Annotated in this window: 14 protein-coding genes and 2 pseudogenes; 4 read left to right on the top strand and 12 right to left on the bottom strand. The window is 39.3% G+C overall.

The window, feature by feature from the left end:
- Window positions 1-66: 66 nt before the first annotated feature.
- From QPK24_RS02110 to QPK24_RS02100, 3 genes are all read right to left on the bottom strand, one after another.
- Window positions 67-909, bottom strand: coding sequence for a tyrosine-type recombinase/integrase (locus tag QPK24_RS02110; RefSeq protein WP_285745751.1), 843 nt, complete (start codon window positions 907-909; stop codon window positions 67-69).
- A 186-nt stretch (window positions 910-1,095) separates the two neighbouring features.
- Window positions 1,096-1,743, bottom strand: a complete 648-nt coding sequence (locus tag QPK24_RS02105; RefSeq protein WP_285745749.1) for a hypothetical protein — start codon at window positions 1,741-1,743, stop codon at window positions 1,096-1,098.
- Between the two features lie 456 nt (window positions 1,744-2,199).
- On the bottom strand, window positions 2,200-3,066 hold the full coding sequence (locus QPK24_RS02100) for a YwqG family protein (protein WP_225229581.1): 867 nt from the start codon (window positions 3,064-3,066) through the stop codon (window positions 2,200-2,202).
- Between the two features lie 625 nt (window positions 3,067-3,691).
- On the opposite strand from QPK24_RS02100, the gene QPK24_RS02095 reads away from it, so the two are divergent.
- Window positions 3,692-5,050 carry an IS1182 family transposase gene (locus QPK24_RS02095; protein ID WP_285744158.1) on the top strand — a complete coding sequence of 453 codons (1,359 nt, stop codon included), beginning with the start codon at window positions 3,692-3,694 and terminating at the stop codon, window positions 5,048-5,050.
- Window positions 5,051-5,745: 695 nt separating this feature from the next.
- Here QPK24_RS02095 and QPK24_RS02090 read toward each other — a convergent pair.
- The 4 genes and pseudogenes from QPK24_RS02090 to QPK24_RS02075 form a co-directional block, all read right to left on the bottom strand.
- Window positions 5,746-6,138: an Imm44 family immunity protein gene (locus QPK24_RS02090; RefSeq protein WP_191805066.1), complete on the bottom strand. Its 393-nt coding sequence runs from the start codon at window positions 6,136-6,138 to the stop codon at window positions 5,746-5,748.
- Between the two features lie 1,299 nt (window positions 6,139-7,437).
- A complete protein-coding gene (locus QPK24_RS02085) occupies window positions 7,438-7,830 on the bottom strand; it encodes an Imm44 family immunity protein (RefSeq protein ID WP_191805066.1) in 393 nt (130 codons plus the stop codon).
- A 661-nt stretch (window positions 7,831-8,491) separates the two neighbouring features.
- Window positions 8,492-8,752 (bottom strand): annotated as a pseudogene (locus QPK24_RS02080) (CPCC family cysteine-rich protein); the annotation flags it as partial.
- Between the two features lie 98 nt (window positions 8,753-8,850).
- On the bottom strand, window positions 8,851-9,270 hold the full coding sequence (locus QPK24_RS02075) for a hypothetical protein (protein ID WP_285745745.1): 420 nt from the start codon (window positions 9,268-9,270) through the stop codon (window positions 8,851-8,853).
- A 494-nt stretch (window positions 9,271-9,764) separates the two neighbouring features.
- Here QPK24_RS02075 and QPK24_RS02070 point away from each other — a divergent pair, with 494 nt between their 5' ends.
- The gene (locus QPK24_RS02070) at window positions 9,765-10,187 is read left to right on the top strand and encodes a hypothetical protein (RefSeq protein ID WP_285745743.1); all 423 of its coding nucleotides are present in this window, start codon (window positions 9,765-9,767) and stop codon (window positions 10,185-10,187) included.
- Between the two features lie 298 nt (window positions 10,188-10,485).
- Window positions 10,486-11,508, top strand: a complete 1,023-nt coding sequence (locus QPK24_RS02065; protein WP_285745741.1) for an LLM class flavin-dependent oxidoreductase — start codon at window positions 10,486-10,488, stop codon at window positions 11,506-11,508.
- Between the two features lie 96 nt (window positions 11,509-11,604).
- Here QPK24_RS02065 and sdaAA read toward each other — a convergent pair whose 3' ends face one another.
- Together sdaAA and sdaAB are read right to left on the bottom strand one after the other, a co-directional pair.
- Window positions 11,605-12,528 carry an L-serine ammonia-lyase, iron-sulfur-dependent, subunit alpha gene (gene sdaAA / locus QPK24_RS02060; protein ID WP_285745739.1) on the bottom strand — a complete coding sequence of 308 codons (924 nt, stop codon included), beginning with the start codon at window positions 12,526-12,528 and terminating at the stop codon, window positions 11,605-11,607.
- Window positions 12,529-12,530: 2 nt separating this feature from the next.
- Window positions 12,531-13,208, bottom strand: a complete 678-nt coding sequence (gene sdaAB / locus QPK24_RS02055) for an L-serine ammonia-lyase, iron-sulfur-dependent subunit beta (RefSeq protein WP_285745738.1) — start codon at window positions 13,206-13,208, stop codon at window positions 12,531-12,533.
- Window positions 13,209-14,041: 833 nt separating this feature from the next.
- On the opposite strand from sdaAB, the pseudogene gsiB reads away from it, so the two are divergent.
- Window positions 14,042-14,302 (top strand): annotated as a pseudogene (gsiB, locus tag QPK24_RS02050) (glucose starvation-inducible protein GsiB); the annotation flags it as partial.
- Window positions 14,303-14,427: 125 nt separating this feature from the next.
- Here the strand turns inward: gsiB and pstB are convergent.
- The 3 genes from pstB to pstC are packed head-to-tail and all read right to left on the bottom strand — an operon-like array spanning window position 14,428 to window position 17,036.
- A complete protein-coding gene (gene pstB / locus QPK24_RS02045; protein ID WP_160036021.1) occupies window positions 14,428-15,186 on the bottom strand; it encodes a phosphate ABC transporter ATP-binding protein PstB in 759 nt (252 codons plus the stop codon).
- A gap of 33 nt (window positions 15,187-15,219) precedes the next feature.
- Window positions 15,220-16,116: a phosphate ABC transporter permease PstA gene (gene pstA / locus QPK24_RS02040; protein ID WP_285749027.1), complete on the bottom strand. Its 897-nt coding sequence runs from the start codon at window positions 16,114-16,116 to the stop codon at window positions 15,220-15,222.
- A complete protein-coding gene (gene pstC / locus QPK24_RS02035) occupies window positions 16,116-17,036 on the bottom strand; it encodes a phosphate ABC transporter permease subunit PstC (protein WP_285745736.1) in 921 nt (306 codons plus the stop codon). Before pstC ends, pstA begins: the two co-directional genes overlap by 1 nt.
- Between the last annotated feature and the right edge of the window lie 133 nt (window positions 17,037-17,169).

Here is a 17,169-nt window from a genome sequence, read left to right as displayed (position 1 = left end):
TGGTATTATTTTTTTCTAAGTGGAATAATTCGGGTTGGATCTCTTACATATAATCTGCCTTTATTTCTAAAAAAAACGTCGATACAATTCTCTCCGACGCTCTCCACGAAGCTGAGCATAGATTTGCGTAGTTGAGGATTTTTCATGACCCAGCATACCTTGAATAAATTCTAATGGTGCCCCGTTATCAAGCAGCTGGCATGCATAAGTATGTCGGAATCGATGGGGATACACATTAGCCTCCACGGCTCCTCGATCTGCCAATCTCTTTAATACCCACCTTAGCGTTGGTATGGCCATTCGCTTAACAGGATGGGTATCCGTCACAAACAAGGCTTTGCAGGAGTCTTCTCGACTTGCTAAATACTTCTTCAACCATACTTTACACTCCGTGGTGAAGTAAACTTCTCTTTGCTTTGAACCCTTCCCATTTACAATGGCAGAGCAATTCTCCAAGTTCAAATCCTCCGTATTTAATTTCTCAACCTCTCCAATCCGGCAACCCGTGCTGTAGAGAAATTCTAGTAGAGCTCTTTCTCTATGAGTCTGACAAGAAATCTTTAGATGAATTACATCTTCCTCCATCAAAAACTTAGGAATTCGCTTTTCCATCTTGGGCTCACGTAATTTAAATGAAGGGTTTGTCGGTAAATAGGCTTCCTCATATGCAAAACGGAATAAGGATCGTACAAAACGGATGCGGTGCCCTAGACTACTAGGCTTTAATCGATTGGATTGCTTTGCTAGATATCCCTTCAATAGGTTAAGAGTTACTTCGGAGATATCTATATCCCCAAGATCTGTAACCAACATCCTGAGCTGTAAAGCATATGCTTTCAATGTATTTGGACTAAACCCCTGAATTCGCTTGTCTGCTTCATAATGACGCCAAAGTTCACTTAAAATCATAATATAACCTCCTACTAGAGCGATTAATTCTAGTTTGCTACTAATAGAAGGATTATAAACTGTAGATTCAACTAACGTTTTTTCGTTAGTTCAATGGTCTTCAGGTTGATTCCATCAACCTTTTAATAAATAAAAAAGCGGCAGAATATGAAACTTCTGTTGTATATATGTTCTTGCCCTTCGACATTAGAAGTTGATACTATTATCTACAATTTTTACATCACCCTTAGATAATGCATCTGTAAGGAGCTGCTCCTTAAATTTAATTAAATCTTGTCCTAAATTAGTATTACTATCTTTATCAACACCGATTTTCCCTTGTTTGATTAACAACTGACCAAGGTTCTGTAATGTTAGTTGTTCTTGGTATTCTGAAGGAGCATATTCAGTCCAATACTCTTCTTCTGTTAGACCTCTTAATTCTATGAAATTTTTCTGAGTATCCTGTACTTCTTTACTTTGTTTTGCCAACAGAGCACGCATTCTTTCTGCTTCTTTTTTTCCTTCCTCATATGTTGCAGTAACTCCTTCATCATCAGCTAATTCTAAGAATAACTTATCAACTACAATTTCTTTAAGTAGTGTAGATTCATCTATTACAGGATTTGTTTCAACTAATTTGTTAGCTTTTAAATTTGCCAACTCTACATTTGTCACCTTGATATCTCCAATCTCAACTAATACTTTATCTTGTAGTTGCTTGTTTGACTCAAGTTGAGATTCGACTTTTCGTATTGAATTTGTAAAAGGATCTAATGCTGAAGAGTAAATGGCACCTAAAGTTAAAGCACTAACAACACTTAAACTAAAAATAAATAAAATCTTCTTTTTCATACAAATCCTCCTTACCAATCAAAATTCACTTTTATTATAGTGAAAGATCCCTGAGCTAATAGATAGTCACATCTATTTCCGTCCGATTAAGATAAGAACCGAATCTGTAAATTTGGTTTGAATTCCCCTCAACTTTATACACCAATATAGATACTGTTTTATTAGGGAAGATACGAATTGATGATTTAATTATTATCTTGTCTAGCTTTAACCAATCCCGGTATTTTCTTCTCAAAAACAGATAATACTTGTGAAACTAATTTTTCGCTTGTTCTTCCTACACAATAGCTATGTCCCTTAGATATAACGCTTTTAGTGATTAAAAAGTTGAATTAATCTGCCAAAAGTAGCTAAGAGAAAAAGCACCAGTTCATTGATCGTTGCTTACTTTGAAGGGAGCAGTTGCCAACTGGCAAGCTGCTCCCTGCTGTATTCAGCTATCGTTTTTCCGTTAGTTTAGCCACACTGCATTTCACAAACTACTCTCTCAAAGCATGAATCAGTAAGATCATCCTCATGAACCCAAAAATAAATCCTTCCAACATCTCCCCACATAATTCCGGTTTTTTCTTCTTCGGAATCAATTTGTAGTAGTAAACGCCATTTTAATGCGGAATTAACAACCTTCTCACGAATATCCGAATTATTCAGATCATCCCAGCTGTACGGACCAACGGCTATTTCACAACCGACTTGCATATCGCCTTGCATTTGATCAGGATGACCCATAAGTCTGTTTACGTACCCTTCCTTTGACCAATGCGGTAAAAATGATTTCCAATACTTATCATAATCATCTCTGTTACCATTCCAGTCTAACCCCAAACTTTTCAAATAAGCTGACTCAGCAGTTGGTACAGATAGACTCGTTTCATATAAAATCTTGTTCGGCTTCATTATTTCTGAATCAATTGAATTATTAGGAATATTTCTTCGTGAAATTTTCGAGAGGCGGTCTGAATCGATGTAGATTACTCGACATGTGTGAGGATCATTATAAAAGTCATCGTCCTCATACATAGCTTTTACAGCATAGAAAAAAGACAGCAACCCACTTTTAGGAAGAGAAATATCTACTGGACAATCTGCCAAGTTAATTTGAGCAATAAAAGTCATATCATAATCTTTCCATAATGGCCATTCTATATCATCAGGAAGATCAGGATTACCTCCTACCTTGCTTCCTCCAATAGGAATCATAATGTCAGATACAGGTTTAAGAAAAAGTTGAGCTGTAGGAAAAGCCCAGTTTGCAATGGCATGTCCATATTGACCTAATCCTACTTGTTCAAGTTGTTTTACTACAGTTTCTTTGTTCAACATTATATTACCTCCAGGGAATCTCTATTAACTTCATTGCATCATATATTCTCGAAGGATAATTTACTATCCTTCCTTAGCAGTTCACACATACCCTAAGGGAGCAACTGCCAACTGCAAGCTGCTCCCTGCTGTGTTCAACTAACGTTGCATTATCCTGCCCAATAACTTAAAGAACAAGCAACCAATCTGTTGATCGATTGCTTACTTGTTCTTCTTGAACTATCGTTTTTCCGTTAGTTCAATCAATATTTGGATTAGACCCTTTACTTTTAGGGATAATGGCATTTTTATTTAATGTTAATAACTAGAATTTTCCTTTAGTGGAGGAATGAGATATTAGAACTTGATCCAAGCCAGCCAGTGCAAGATAAGAGATACATACAAGGATGTTATAACAGGACAAGTATTTGTAGTTAAAGAATATGGTCACACGCCAATCTTTGAGTATCTTGGTCATCTGGGGAATTACACAACTACTCTAAAAATATCTAAATAAACTTTGATCCTAATATAAAAAGAAGGTCGATAGACCTTCTCAGACTGTAGACAAACTAGCTTAAACTAGTTTGCCTGCAGTCTTTTTTATTTTACAATAGAAGCAACTATTTTATTTGAGGTGACAATCTTGCTAACGAAACAATCCTCCACTCAACGTGACCAACTTGAAATGGTTGCTCTAGATCAACTCGTTCCAGAAGATCATTTGGTTCGCAAAATCGAATCGGCGATCGACTTTTCTTTCATCTACGACTTGGTTCAGGATCATTATTCGGAAATTGGACGACCTAGCATCGATCCGGTCATCTTAATTAAATTACCTCTTATTCAATATACCTTTGGTATTCGTTCCATGCGAAAAACGATCGAAGAAGTTCAAACCAACATGGCGTATCGTTGGTTTCTGGGCTATGGATTTTATGATAAAGTTCCGCATTTCTCTACCTTTGGAAAGAACTACGAACGTCGTTTTAAAGATACAGATCTATTCGAACAGATTTTCTACCGTATTTTGCGGACTGCAGCTGAGAAACATTTACTCAGCGCGGAGCATGTTTTCATCGATTCTACACACGTAAAAGCGAGTGCGAATAAACGGAAATTCGAAAAGAAGGTTGTACGCAAAGAAACAAGAGCATATCAACGCAAACTGGAAGAGGAAATTAACCAAGATCGGGACGACCATGATAAAAAGCCGTTTCCTCCGGACTCTTTTAAAAAAGAAGAAGAAAAGGAAATTAAACAAAGCACTACAGATCCCGATAGCGGCTACTATGTCAAAGATGAACGGACCAAACAATTTGCTTATTCGTTTCACGCAGCAGTAGACCGAAACGGATTTGTACTCGGTAACATCGTCACTCCCGGAAATGAACATGACAGCCACTTGCTTGCACCCCTCGTAGAAATGGTAAAAGAAAAGATTGGGAAACCTGTAGCAGTGGCAGCCGATGCTGCCTACAAAACACCTTGGATTAGCAAATATTTGTTGGAGCAAGGGGTTACTCCGGCGCTGCCTTATACACGTCCGCGTTCTCAAAAAGAAGGTTTTCGAAAAGATGACTACGTGTATGATGAATATTTTGACGCCTATTTATGTCCTGCTAACGTGGTATTACCTTACTCGACCACCAATAAAGAGGGGTACCGAGAATACAAATCTCCAAAAGAAATTTGTAAATCGTGTCATTATTTATCCATGTGTACAGGGAGCAAGAACCACCAAAAAGTAGTGACGCGACATGTATGGCAAAACCACTTAGAAGAAGTAGAGCATCTAAGACACCACCAGCATGTAAAACAAATCTATGCAAAACGAAAAGAAACGGTGGAACGGGTATTTGCAGATGCAAAAGAAAAGCATGGCATGCGATGGACAACCCTGCGAGGGCTAAAAAAATTGTCCATGCAGGCGATGCTTACGTTTGCTGCCATGAATTTGAAGAAAATCGCCAGATGGTCGTGGAACAGACCAATTCCAGCGTAAATCAGGCGGGTTTCCACCTGATTTATTCATGAAAAGAAGTAGAAATGACAAAAGGCACTCAGAATGAATACATTCCGAATGCCTTTTGTCTACAATCTGAGAAGGTCGATAGACCTTCTAATTTTTTGCAATCATAATTATTGCCATCGACCATATTGTTAAACTAAAACTAAGGGAGATGAATATTCTTCTTGCTTGTGGCTGTTTCCCATCAAGCAAGAAGTAAAAAGACATATAAAGAAAAATAGGTAAAAGAATTGATGCAAAAACTACTGCTGCACTTGCCAAAAAAATCATCCTCATTCAATTAGAATCAAAAGGTAATAGTACAGGAGTTTCTGCTGGGAGTCCATTTATAATACGGAAAGTTAACTATAGTGAATGAAATTATCAAATAAGAAGAGAAGATTAGGAAGCTAGCGTGAACACATAAGCAAATTGATAATTTCTGATGCCTACACTAGAGAGGAATTAAAGAAAAAGTAATTCGCGGTGCCCTCCGTTTAGGGTGCAGGAATAGGCAACCGGTCTGTTGATCGGTTGCTTACTTTTTCTAATTAAACCTAAGTTGGACTACAGTGATTTGTGAAAATTTTGATTGAAAGAGCAGCTTTTAGAATTTATAAAAGAAAATCCATTCATAAAATAAATCCACTCGTGGTTTAACCTGTCTTTATTTCATAATTAATTATAGCTTAGTTAAACAAACGATCAATATCCTTTGCTAACCTTTCAGAATCGAAGTCCTCTTTAAATTTCTTCTTTATTTCTCTAACAGCTCTAATCAAATTATCGACTAGTAACCTTATTTGAGAATCAAGATCAACTTCCCTAAAAGTCGCATGATCAATTCTCAGACGAATATCAGAGTCCTTATCTTTCTTCAAGTAAGTTATTTTTTCATTAAAAAGACCCTCTTCAACAAGCTCATCACTTGCGATCATAAAAATTATCCCCAATATTTTTAAGCCAGGACCGTAATCCTGTGAGTTTAGTGATGTATTTAATTTTTTTAAAACAATATTCTCGATCTCAGAATAGGCCTTTTCTACATCCTCCATAATTTCTCCAGTGAAGTAAAATTCCATAATATGATCCCTTCCTATTACCAATCGCTTTTATTTAGCTTCGGTCTTTCCCCATTATTATTTTTCTCATAATTTTTTCAGTTGCCATTGATGTATCTGTTTCTTTGTCCGTAGCCATAATGACCATTGTATAATTATTCTCACGGTAGCGTTTTTGCATATACCTTTTAGTTCCTCTTGCATATGCATAGCGTATAAGAGATTGGAAGCAATATATTATATGGAGAGGATAATTTTTTCTCTGCTGTTGAAATAGAGCGTTTTAGAATTGGTAGAAAACAATTTTAGTTTCAATCAATTAAAACCACAAGTGGTCAATGATAATTTTAGAATGATCCATTAAAAGAAGCAGCGGCAGACCAAGACTCGATAAATGAGGTCTTAGTCTGCCGCTATTGTCGTTCAACTAACGTTTTTTCGTTAGTTCAATCAATATTTGGATTAGACCCTTTACTTTTAGGGATAATGGCATTTTTATTTAATGTTAATAACTAGAATTTTCCTTTAGTGGAGGAATGAGATATTAGAACTTGATCCAAGCCAGCCAGTGCAAGATAAGAGATACATACAAGGATGTTATAACAGGACAAGTATTTGTAGTTAAAGAATATGGTCACACGCCAATCTTTGAGTATCTTGGTCATCTGGGGAATTACACAACTACTCTAAAAATATCTAAATAAACTTTGATCCTAATATAAAAAGAAGGTCGATAGACCTTCTAATTTTTTGCAATCATAATTATTGCCATCGACCATATTGTTAAACTAAAACTAAGGGAGATGAATATTCTTCTTGCTTGTGGCTGTTTCCCATCAAGCAAAAAGTAAAAAGACATATAAAGAAAAATAGGTAAAAGAATTGATGCAAAAACTACTGCTGCACTTGCCAAAAAAATCATCCTCATTCAATTAGAATCAAAAGGTAATAGTACAGGAGTTTCTGCTGGGAGTCCATTTATAATACGGAAAGTTAACTATAGTGAATGAAATTATCAAATAAGAAGAGAAGATTAGGAAGCTAGCGTGAACACATAAGCAAATTGATAATTTCTGATGCCTACACTAGAGAGGAATTAAAGAAAAAGTAATTCGCGGTGCCCTCCGTTTAGGGTGCAGGAATAGGCAACCGGTCTGTTGATCGGTTGCTTACTTTTTCTAATTAAACCTAAGTTGGACTACAGTGATTTGTGAAAATTTTGATTGAAAGAGCAGCTTTTAGAATTTATAAAAGAAAATCCATTCATAAAATAAATCCACTCGTGGTTTAACCTGTCTTTATTTCATAATTAATTATAGCTTAGTTAAACAAACGATCAATATCCTTTGCTAACCTTTCAGAATCGAAGTCCTCTTTAAATTTCTTCTTTATTTCTCTAACAGCTCTAATCAAATTATCGACTAGTAACCTTATTTGAGAATCAAGATCAACTTCCCTAAAAGTCGCATGATCAATTCTCAGACGAATATCAGAGTCCTTATCTTTCTTCAAGTAAGTTATTTTTTCATTAAAAAGACCCTCTTCAACAAGCTCATCACTTGCGATCATAAAAATTATCCCCAATATTTTTAAGCCAGGACCGTAATCCTGTGAGTTTAGTGATGTATTTAATTTTTTTAAAACAATATTCTCGATCTCAGAATAGGCCTTTTCTACATCCTCCATAATTTCTCCAGTGAAGTAAAATTCCATAATATGATCCCTTCCTATTACCAATCGCTTTTATTTAGCTTCGGTCTTTCCCCATTATTATTTTTCTCATAATTTTTTCAGTTGCCATTGATGTATCTGTTTCTTTGTCCGTAGCCATAATGACCATTGTATAATTATTCTCACGGTAGCGTTTTTGCATATACCTTTTAGTTCCTCTTGCATATGCATAGCGTATAAGAGATTGGAAGCAATATATTATATGGAGAGGATAATTTTTTCTCTGCTGTTGAAATAGAGCGTTTTAGAATTGGTAGAAAACAATTTTAGTTTCAATCAATTAAAACCACAAGTGGTCAATGATAATTTTAGAATGATCCATTAAAAGAAGCAGCGGCAGACCAAGACTCGATAAATGAGGTCTTAGTCTGCCGCTATTGTCGTTCAACTAACGTTTTACAGTTAGTTGAATAACTTCCGTTCTATCATTGCATTTATCAAATCAACGTTTTGGTTTTTCAATCTGGGTACTTCTTTGCTTAATTTCACCACCAAAGCCCCATCCCTTTGCTTCAAGAAACTCAGTATATGCGTCTAAAAAGTCATTAATATTAATTGACTCCTGAAACCTTTTATCTATGACATTACCGTCGATTTGTATTTCCGCAAGTTTCGCTTCATCTAGGTTTACTTCATTTTCCCACACTGGTTTCCATGAAGGGTCTTGTTCGTAATCGTTTCTTGGAACTACGTTGTCTAAAGATTTCTTTTCCTTAGCCGCAAATTTCATAAAGTTTCTTTGTGCTTGCCTCAAACATACTGCATTCGCACCGCCCCAATAATCTGGGTTTTCATTCATTACAGCATCCTCTTGCCAATTACAAACATCGCAAGTCTCATATGTTCCAGGTGGTTCTTCATCAAGAGTTTTATACCCACAACATGGACAAGTATATTTGGTCATGAAATCACTCCTCTTATGAGATTTAACATGGAAAAAAGGAACTTCTATGTTCAAGCCCCTCCACTATCGTTTTTTCGTTAGTTCAGTCTTTAGTTAGTTCAGTCTTTAGGTGTGATTTTATAGTGTACCAGATAGTAATTAGCCCCTGCAGTATCATTCTTGAAGTACAGTTCAACATAGTCCTCTTCTGGTCCTACATCACATAAGCTAATGGTCAGTTCAAAGTATTTTCCTCCGTGCATTGCATCTGCACTTATGCTTTTGCTTTCTTTATCTTTATTTTTAAGTGTGACAAGTGAATTTATTGAAGAAATTTGTTTGCATCCAATCATAATATATTCTGTTTTGTAAATACTCTTGAGTGCTGACACTATAGAAGAATGCAACTGTTGTAATAGAGCTTCCTCGAGCTGTTTTTCTCTTTCACTAATCCCTGCATTTGATGCTGAAGTTAAAGTTGAGTTTGCTAACACTATACCGATTAAGACTAAAATGCATAAGCTTTGTTTTATTTTCAAACGGATCACCTTTGGATTTTTCGTTTATTTTGCTCAGCATTTTAAAACTCTATTCTCATTTTAAAATAACCTGCCGGTTTGCATAATAAAAGGGAGCAGCTGCCAACTGGCAAACTGCTCACTGCTCCCTCTATTACGGTTAATCTTGAATTTTTTCGCAATATCCAAAAGTTCTTCAAGTAGACCATGTTCTCCTGCAATACTATAAAAGTGGTCTGGTGTTATTAAGTGGACTACTTTTAATTGGTCAAATATAACAGGTATTCCACGCTATCCTGCCCGTTAGCTTAATGAGGTCTCATGAGTCTAAATTAGACTCTAATATAATGACACCACTCGTTATGACAAATCAGCACGCACGTTCAGTTTTTTGTTTTGTTCTGAATTGGATATGAAGTATATAGGTTTTGTACATCACCTAAAAGAAATTGAAAGTATCGCAACTTCTGTTACCTGCCTATCGTCTTTACTTGTATTAATAAGGAGGTAAGATTATGCGCTTGGTATTTATTGTACTAATCATATCTTTTCTATTAGTTGGCTCCTGTCATAATGTCGAATCTATAAGTAACGATAGCGTAAAGCAACATACCGATTCTACTCTTACAATGGAAGCCATAGTGTTAGGTAAGCATGAAAGAACTACTGTCAAACAAATATTAATCACTGAAGATTTGAATAATTCTGAAATAGCGGCTAATTTAAACAAGATAACTGAGCAATCATCTCAAGACATCATTAGATCTCAAAAATATGACCTATTTTGGCTAGGGCTAGAAAAAGTCAGCGAAACGGATGTTACTATCCAAGATATAAAGGTGGGTTCCCGAATTCGCTTCAAAGCCGAAAACGAACAATTGGATACCATGCCTCCTACTATTACTGCAAAAGAGATTCAAATCATTGATTCAAAATAACACAGAAATAGATCAAAAAAGTCGTCAACTCTTTTGTAGCAAGAGAGAACTGACGACTTTTTTCATTACTAAAGCCTTTTTATTAAATCAGTTATAATCATTTCACTGTATTAGATATGTAAAACGTTCATACCCCTCCATAAAATGACCAATACCGAAATCCCCTCTACTTTAGCCTACTGTCACACATACATATATATATCTATATTTTATGTTATAATAGTCAGATTACGATTTACATATTCACAAATGACTTATATATAGGAAGAAACAATCCTAGCGTACAGGAGGTACACACATGAATACTGAATCACAAACACAAAGCAAATCGTTAAAAGATATCCCCTTCTCGATCCTTGACCTAGCCACCGTTACAGAAGGCTCCGATATCCGGACGGCACTACAAAATTCCTTGGATATTGCAAAACTAGCTGATGAAGTGGGTTATAACCGCTTCTGGCTTGCAGAGCATCACAACATGCCGGGGATCGCAAGTTCAGCTACTTCGGTTGTCATCGGTCATATCGCAGGCGGAACCAAACGAATTCGCGTTGGCTCTGGAGGCGTAATGCTTCCTAACCATGCTCCGCTTGTGATTGCCGAACAGTTCGGTACACTCGAATCTCTATTTCCTGGACGGATTGATCTTGGACTTGGCCGCGCGCCTGGATCTGATCAACTGACTTCTCGCGCCTTGCGCCGGGGACCTGGCAGTGACGGACAAGATTTTCCGCAGCGTCTTGAAGAACTGCAGAATTACTTCCATCCGACTTCAAGCTCATCTATGCAAGTGCATGCCTATCCTGGACGAGACTTAGATATTCCGATTTGGCTGCTTGGTTCGAGCGGTTTCAGTGCAGAACTTGCCGGACGAAAAGGACTCCCATTCTCTTTTGCGAGCCATTTCGCTCCAGATTACTTACTGCCTGCGCTTGATATTTACCGGTCAAGCTTTAGACCATCTGAAGTGCTGGATAAGCCTTATGCGATGGTTGCTCTAAACGCTTTTGTGGCTGATACGGATGAAGAAGCTCATTACTTATCCACTTCACATAAAAAACAATTCCTTAATATGATCCGTGGACGCTTTGGACTCATGCAGCCACCGGTGAAAGAACTCGATTGGAACATGCAAGAGAAAGCGATCGTCCAAAATCAACTCAGCTATTCGGTGATTGGCAGTAAGGACAGTGTTCGCGAACAACTTGAACGTTTCCTTGCTCAAACGGGTGCGGACGAGTTCATGATGACTACACCGATCTATGATCATCAAGCGAGACTCCACTCGATCAAATTGCTTGGAGAACTGATGAACAAATAATCTTTCTTTATGGTTAGAATCAAAACAATTCTATATAAAAAGCCGGAAGACGAAACTTTCATCGTTTCGTTTTCCGGCTTTTTTTCGTCAACCAACTTATTGATTGTTTTCTTTAGAGCTAACTTCTCTGTCTTGTGTTGTTTTCTTGGGCTTAGCTAAATTTTCAGCGATCTTCCGACCTGTCGGCGTTTGAGCAAGACCGCCTTGCGCAGTTTCTCGGTGACGACTTGGCATCGCACTTCCCACTTCCAGCATCACATCGATCACTTCATCTGAAGGTATTGCACTTCTTACTCCTGCCAGTGCCATATCTGCGGCCGCCAGTGCAGTTACTGCACCTAAGCCATTACGAACAATACAAGGGATCTCAACAAGTCCTGCTACTGGATCACAGATCAGTCCCAGTGTGTTCTTCAGCGCAATCCCTACCGCATGAACAACCTGCTCAGGAGTTCCTCCGCGCAGCTCCACCATCGCACCGGCTGCCATTCCGATAGCCGAACCCACTTCTGCCTGGCAACCTCCTTCTGCGCCTGAAATAAAGGAGTTATTCGCAATCACATATCCAATCGCACCGGCACAAAACAGTCCATTCACCATATGTTCATCGCTCCAGCCAAACCGTTCTTGTGCACTAAGAAACACACCTGGAATAATTCCAGCCGAGCCGGCTGTAGGAGTCGCAACAATTCGCCCCATGGATGCATTCACTTCAGATACACCGAGTGCATATGCCATGGCAAGAGCGGAAGCATCGCCCGAACAACTTTGGTTATTTTGTAAATAGTCGCGAACACGCTGACCATCCCCGCCAGTGAGACCGCTGCGGGAAGTTGTATCTTCCGTCATTCCTTTATGAACAGCTTGTTTCATAATCTCGTAATAATCAGCCATTTGCTGAACTACTTCTGTCTCAGAAGTGCCTGTTTCCTTCACTTGTTCTTCAATCATTAAGGTGCCAAGTGTCTTGTTTTCTTCGGTACAAATGGCATGAAGTTCTCTTAGATGTTTAAAACGCATCCTTATATTAGCCCCTTTTTCAAATCGATTACTTTACAATCCAGCACATGTGGAAGCTGAATAAGTTTTGTCAGCACCTCAGAACAAGGAACGGTATCCAGCTCCATCGCAGTTAATGCTTCGCCCTCTCGTGCTTTTCGGTCTACCTGCATAAAGCCAATGTTAACTCCCGACTCACTGATGATGGAAGTAACAGAAGCAATGACCCCTGCTTTATCAAGATGGCGAAGGACCAGCGCAGGGAAATCCCCCGTCAGCTGTACTCGGAAATCATTAAGATGAGATACGACAACGCTGCCGCCTCCAATCGAAGCTCCCATCATGGAACAGATCTGATCATGTACCTTTAATTCAAATTTCACTGTATTGGGATGGGCAGCAGGAAGTCCGCTTGTCACAATCTCGTACTGCATGCCAAGCTTCTCTGCCCACTCTTCTGCATCAGGGATACGGGGATCATCGGTAGCCATATCCATTAGACCGCTTAGAAGAGCTAGATCGGTACCATGACCTTGATATGTATCCGCAAAAGAACCATATAACGTCATTTTTGCTTCAGCAGGTTGTTCCCCAAGCCACTGCCGAGCAATTCGTCCAAGCTTAACCGCTCCTGCGGTATGGGAACTCGACGGTCCCGTCATTGCGGGTCCGATAATAGAAAAAACGTCTTTAAATCTCATGTTGTACTCCCCCAAGGTGCATGTATTACACGTGAAGACCATAGGAACAAACGACCTGCAATCTCCCGCAAAAAAGGACAGAAGAAGATCATATCACTCTTCTCTGTCCTTGGTGTTTGAATGTTTCGCCACTTACCAATATAGCAATTCTCAGGTTAATTGAAACAAGTTGGCGGTGTCAATAATAACTCTAACATCCATCAAACGAAGGGTTCCATCTAAGTAATTATCCGTCTATTCTTACTTATTTCCCCTACTATTCCCGCTGCGTACCTGCTCTATGCAGCATCAACTTGAATGGTTTACGTTCCCTTTTTCTTCGTAATATGAGGTTGCCGATTACTCCAGGCTTACTGCCATAACACAAGAGAAAGAACGATAAGCACAACCGAGATGGACAAATAGACAAGCCTAAGTGAAAACATCTCAGCAACAACGCCAAAACTTCAGTACCTCTTCCCAGTCATTCACAACCATCCGTACCGTTAAACTTCTACTTCCGGTAGAATCCGCCTTCTTCACAACAAGTTTAGGTTGAAACAGAAAAATCACAGCCGAGATTAAAAACGAAGCTGTATTCAAATAGATAGCTATATCAGGTGTTGTATACATAAGCATAACCCTCATGATGGCAGGCCCAATAAAAAAGCACCTGAAGAGGTTAACCCTTGAAAAGCATGAAACTGCTGCAGATTATACCATGATGTAGGATGAAAGGAGAGGCAGCGATGGAGAAAGAGTACTAATTTCGTTCAAATGTTTTAATCCTGAGGAGGGGGTTAAATATAGGATGTAACACACTACAATACCAAATCAGATAGGAGAGATTAATGATGACACAAAACAACAAAAACCAAAAAATGAGCCGTGAAGAAGCAGGACGTATGGGTGGAGAAGCAACTTCTAAAAACCATGACAAAGAGTTCTACCAAGAAATTGGTGAAAAAGGCGGAGAAGCGACTTCTAAAAACCACGACAAAGAATTCTATCAAGAGATTGGTGAAAAAGGCGGAGAAGCCACTTCCAAAAACCATGACAAAGAATTCTATCAAGAGATTGGAAGCAAAGGCGGACAAGCCAGAGCTCGCAAAAACTAAGCGCGAATGAAAAATGATCATATAGATGATATGGCAACAAGGCCAAGGTCACCTATTCCAGGTAACCTTGGCCTTGCCATGTCTTCCTATTCATTTGAAATTGTTTGTTATTAAAATCTATTTTAACCGAAACGCCCCATAATATATTCTTGAGTAGACTGGTTCGCCGGATTTGAGAAAATCTTTTCTGTGACATCACGTTCAATCAGATTCCCCATGTAGAAGTACGAGGTATAATCTGAAATCCGTGCTGCTTGCTGCATGTTATGAGTCACAATAACAATACGCAACTCTTTTTTGAGTTCTGTGATTAGTTCCTCGATCTTCCCTGTCGATACCGGATCAAGTGCTGATGCAGGTTCATCGAGCAGAAGAATTTGCGGCTCCACTGATAATGCACGAGCAATACATAGACGTTGCTGCTGCCCACCAGATAGTGCCAGGGCTGAATCTTTGAGCCGATCTTTTACCTCATCCCATAGCGCTGCGCGGCGCAGACTTTTTTCCACAATCTCATCGAGCTGCTTCTTATTCTTCACTCCACGATACTTCGGTCCGAACGCGATATTATTATAGATCGACTTATGAAAAGGATTCGGCTTCTGCCACACCATTCCGATTTGTTGGCGAAGTTTAATTACGTCAGTTCCCGGTGCATTCAGATCTTGTCCGTTCATCCATATATGACCTGTAACTCTAGCACCCGCAATCTCATCATTCATGCGATTTAATGAACGAAGAAAGGTAGATTTCCCGCATCCCGAAGGACCAATCAGTGCCGTTACCGTATTCTCAGGAAACTCCATACTGATTTTTTTTACCGCTTCTTTTTCCCCGTAAAAAACACTTAGATCCTCTGTACTAAATGGTTGTTGTGCCATTACAGCTGTACCTCCCTATATACAAAAAAACAATTAGTCCATGCGTTTCGCAGCAGTCATTCGGCGATAAACAAACCGCCCAAACCAGCGAGCGAATAAGTTAAATAGCAGAACCATAATCACGAGAACAGCAGAAGCACCCGCTGCGATCTCAGCAGCATCTGGTTTGAGCTGCTCACTATTTACCTTCCAGATGTGTACGGCAAGTGTCTCTGCAGGACGCATCGGATTCAGCGGCGATCTCTCACTGAAAGGATTCCAATTCGTAAAGTCGAGCGGCGGACTACTCATCCCTGCAGTAAACATTAGAGCAGCCGCTTCCCCAAAGATCCGGCCTGCTGCAAGAATCGTTCCTGTAATCATGGCAGGTAAAGCTACAGGAAGCAGAATGGAAGTGATAATCTTCCACTTTGATAACCCGAGGGCAAGTCCAGCCTCTTTTTGTGCTTTAGGAACCGAACGAAAAGCTTGCTCGGTTGTCCGAACCATAAGCGGCAAGTTAAATACGGCAAGTGCAAGTGCACCTGACAGCAAAGAAAATCCAAAACCAAATGTATTTACGAGAACAAGCAAACCAAAAAGACCAATTACGATGGACGGGAAAGAGGATAATACCTCAACGACCAAGCGAATCATGTTTGTAATTCTACCTGGTTTCGCATATTCAGCCATATAAATTCCGGCTCCCCAGCCAAGCGGGATCGTAATGATCAGCGTAAGGATGAGAAGGTATATAGAGTTAAATAGCTGTGGTCCAATTCCGCCGCCAGCCCGTAAATTTTGTGGTTTGCTAGTTAGGAAATCCCAACTGATATGTCCAATTCCGCGGAAAATAATAAATCCAAGAAGACCTACCAGGATGGCCACAATCGCAAGTGCAAAGGTAACGATAACACCAGTAGCAATGCGATCGACTGTTTTCGGCTTCATCATACCCGATTTCTCCTTTCAAGCAAGCGAACAAGTAATACAAAGATAAAGGTCATAAGAAGAAGCACAAGCGCCATACTCCACAGCGCATTATTATGAACAGAACCTGAAGCTGTATTCCCCATGCTAAGTGTAATTACACTGGTGAGTGTGGATGCAGATTCCAAAAGTGAATGTGGAACATGCGGTGCATTACCAATAACCATCTGTACAGCAAGTGCTTCACCGAAGGCACGTGCCATTCCGAGAACAACGCCTGTTAAGAGCGCAGGCAGTACCGTAGGAATGACTACACCTGTTATCGTCTGCCAGCGAGTTGCACCCAGTGCATAGGAAGATTCTCTAAGACCACCAGGCAGAGAAGTAATCGCATCTGCCATAATACTCGTAATCGTAGGCAGAATCATGACGGATAACACAAGACAGCCTGCTAAAATACCGACGCCTGTACCTCCAAAGATCGAACGGATCAGTGGGACAATAACGGTAAGTCCAACAAATCCATAAACAACCGACGGAATACCCGACAAAAGTTCAATCGCTGGCTGCAGGATTCGCTTTCCTTTACCTGGTACAATCTCAGTCATGAATAAAGCAGCACATAATGCTAAAGGACTTGCAATCAGTGCAGCCAGAATCGTTACTGTAAAGGAACCTACGATAAACGGAAGTGCGCCATAGGCAGGTTCATCCCCTGTCGGATTCCAATTTCCCGATGTAAAGAACTCTAGTGGACTCACTCCGTCTTTCACAAAAGTAGTTAAACCTTTAGAAGCAACGAAAAAGACAATCGATATAATAACTACAATAAGAAAGACTACACAGATGGACGTATATATTTTACCGATCCAATCTTCATAATAATGCTTTTCCCGTTTCGGGCGAGGTTTGTGCGCATGATCCGTGTTCGCTACACTCATCAAGAACCATCCTTTTTAAATCATTTTAGTATAATTCTGCATCTTATCTAAAAACCGAACGAAAGAGGTCGAGCAATAATTCAGCCCGCCTCTTATCGATCTATATCTCATTAATTAAAAATTGTACTCTACC

Source organism: Paenibacillus polygoni, assembly GCF_030263935.1.
Classification (GTDB): Bacteria; Bacillota; Bacilli; order Paenibacillales; family Paenibacillaceae; genus Paenibacillus; species Paenibacillus polygoni.
Note: the sequence above shows the minus strand (reverse complement) of the source record. Positions and strands in the feature narration are given on the sequence as shown.

Bases quoted from the DNA above. Each gene is read 5' to 3' on its own strand.
- QPK24_RS02110 (WP_285745751.1), bottom strand. From the start codon at position 909: ATGATTTTAAGTGAACTTTGGCGTCATTATGAAGCAGACAAGCGAATT.
- QPK24_RS02105 (WP_285745749.1), bottom strand. From the start codon at position 1,743: ATGAAAAAGAAGATTTTATTTATTTTTAGTTTAAGTGTTGTTAGTGCT.
- QPK24_RS02100 (WP_225229581.1), bottom strand. From the start codon at position 3,066: ATGTTGAACAAAGAAACTGTAGTAAAACAACTTGAACAAGTAGGATTA.
- QPK24_RS02090 (WP_191805066.1), bottom strand. From the start codon at position 6,138: ATGGAATTTTACTTCACTGGAGAAATTATGGAGGATGTAGAAAAGGCC.
- QPK24_RS02085 (WP_191805066.1), bottom strand. From the start codon at position 7,830: ATGGAATTTTACTTCACTGGAGAAATTATGGAGGATGTAGAAAAGGCC.
- QPK24_RS02070 (WP_285745743.1), top strand. From the start codon at position 9,765: ATGCGCTTGGTATTTATTGTACTAATCATATCTTTTCTATTAGTTGGC.
- QPK24_RS02065 (WP_285745741.1), top strand. From the start codon at position 10,486: ATGAATACTGAATCACAAACACAAAGCAAATCGTTAAAAGATATCCCC.
- sdaAA (WP_285745739.1), bottom strand. From the start codon at position 12,528: ATGCGTTTTAAACATCTAAGAGAACTTCATGCCATTTGTACCGAAGAA.
- sdaAB (WP_285745738.1), bottom strand. From the start codon at position 13,208: ATGAGATTTAAAGACGTTTTTTCTATTATCGGACCCGCAATGACGGGA.
- pstB (WP_160036021.1), bottom strand. From the start codon at position 15,186: ATGGCACAACAACCATTTAGTACAGAGGATCTAAGTGTTTTTTACGGG.
- pstA (WP_285749027.1), bottom strand. From the start codon at position 16,116: ATGAAGCCGAAAACAGTCGATCGCATTGCTACTGGTGTTATCGTTACC.
- pstC (WP_285745736.1), bottom strand. From the start codon at position 17,036: ATGAGTGTAGCGAACACGGATCATGCGCACAAACCTCGCCCGAAACGG.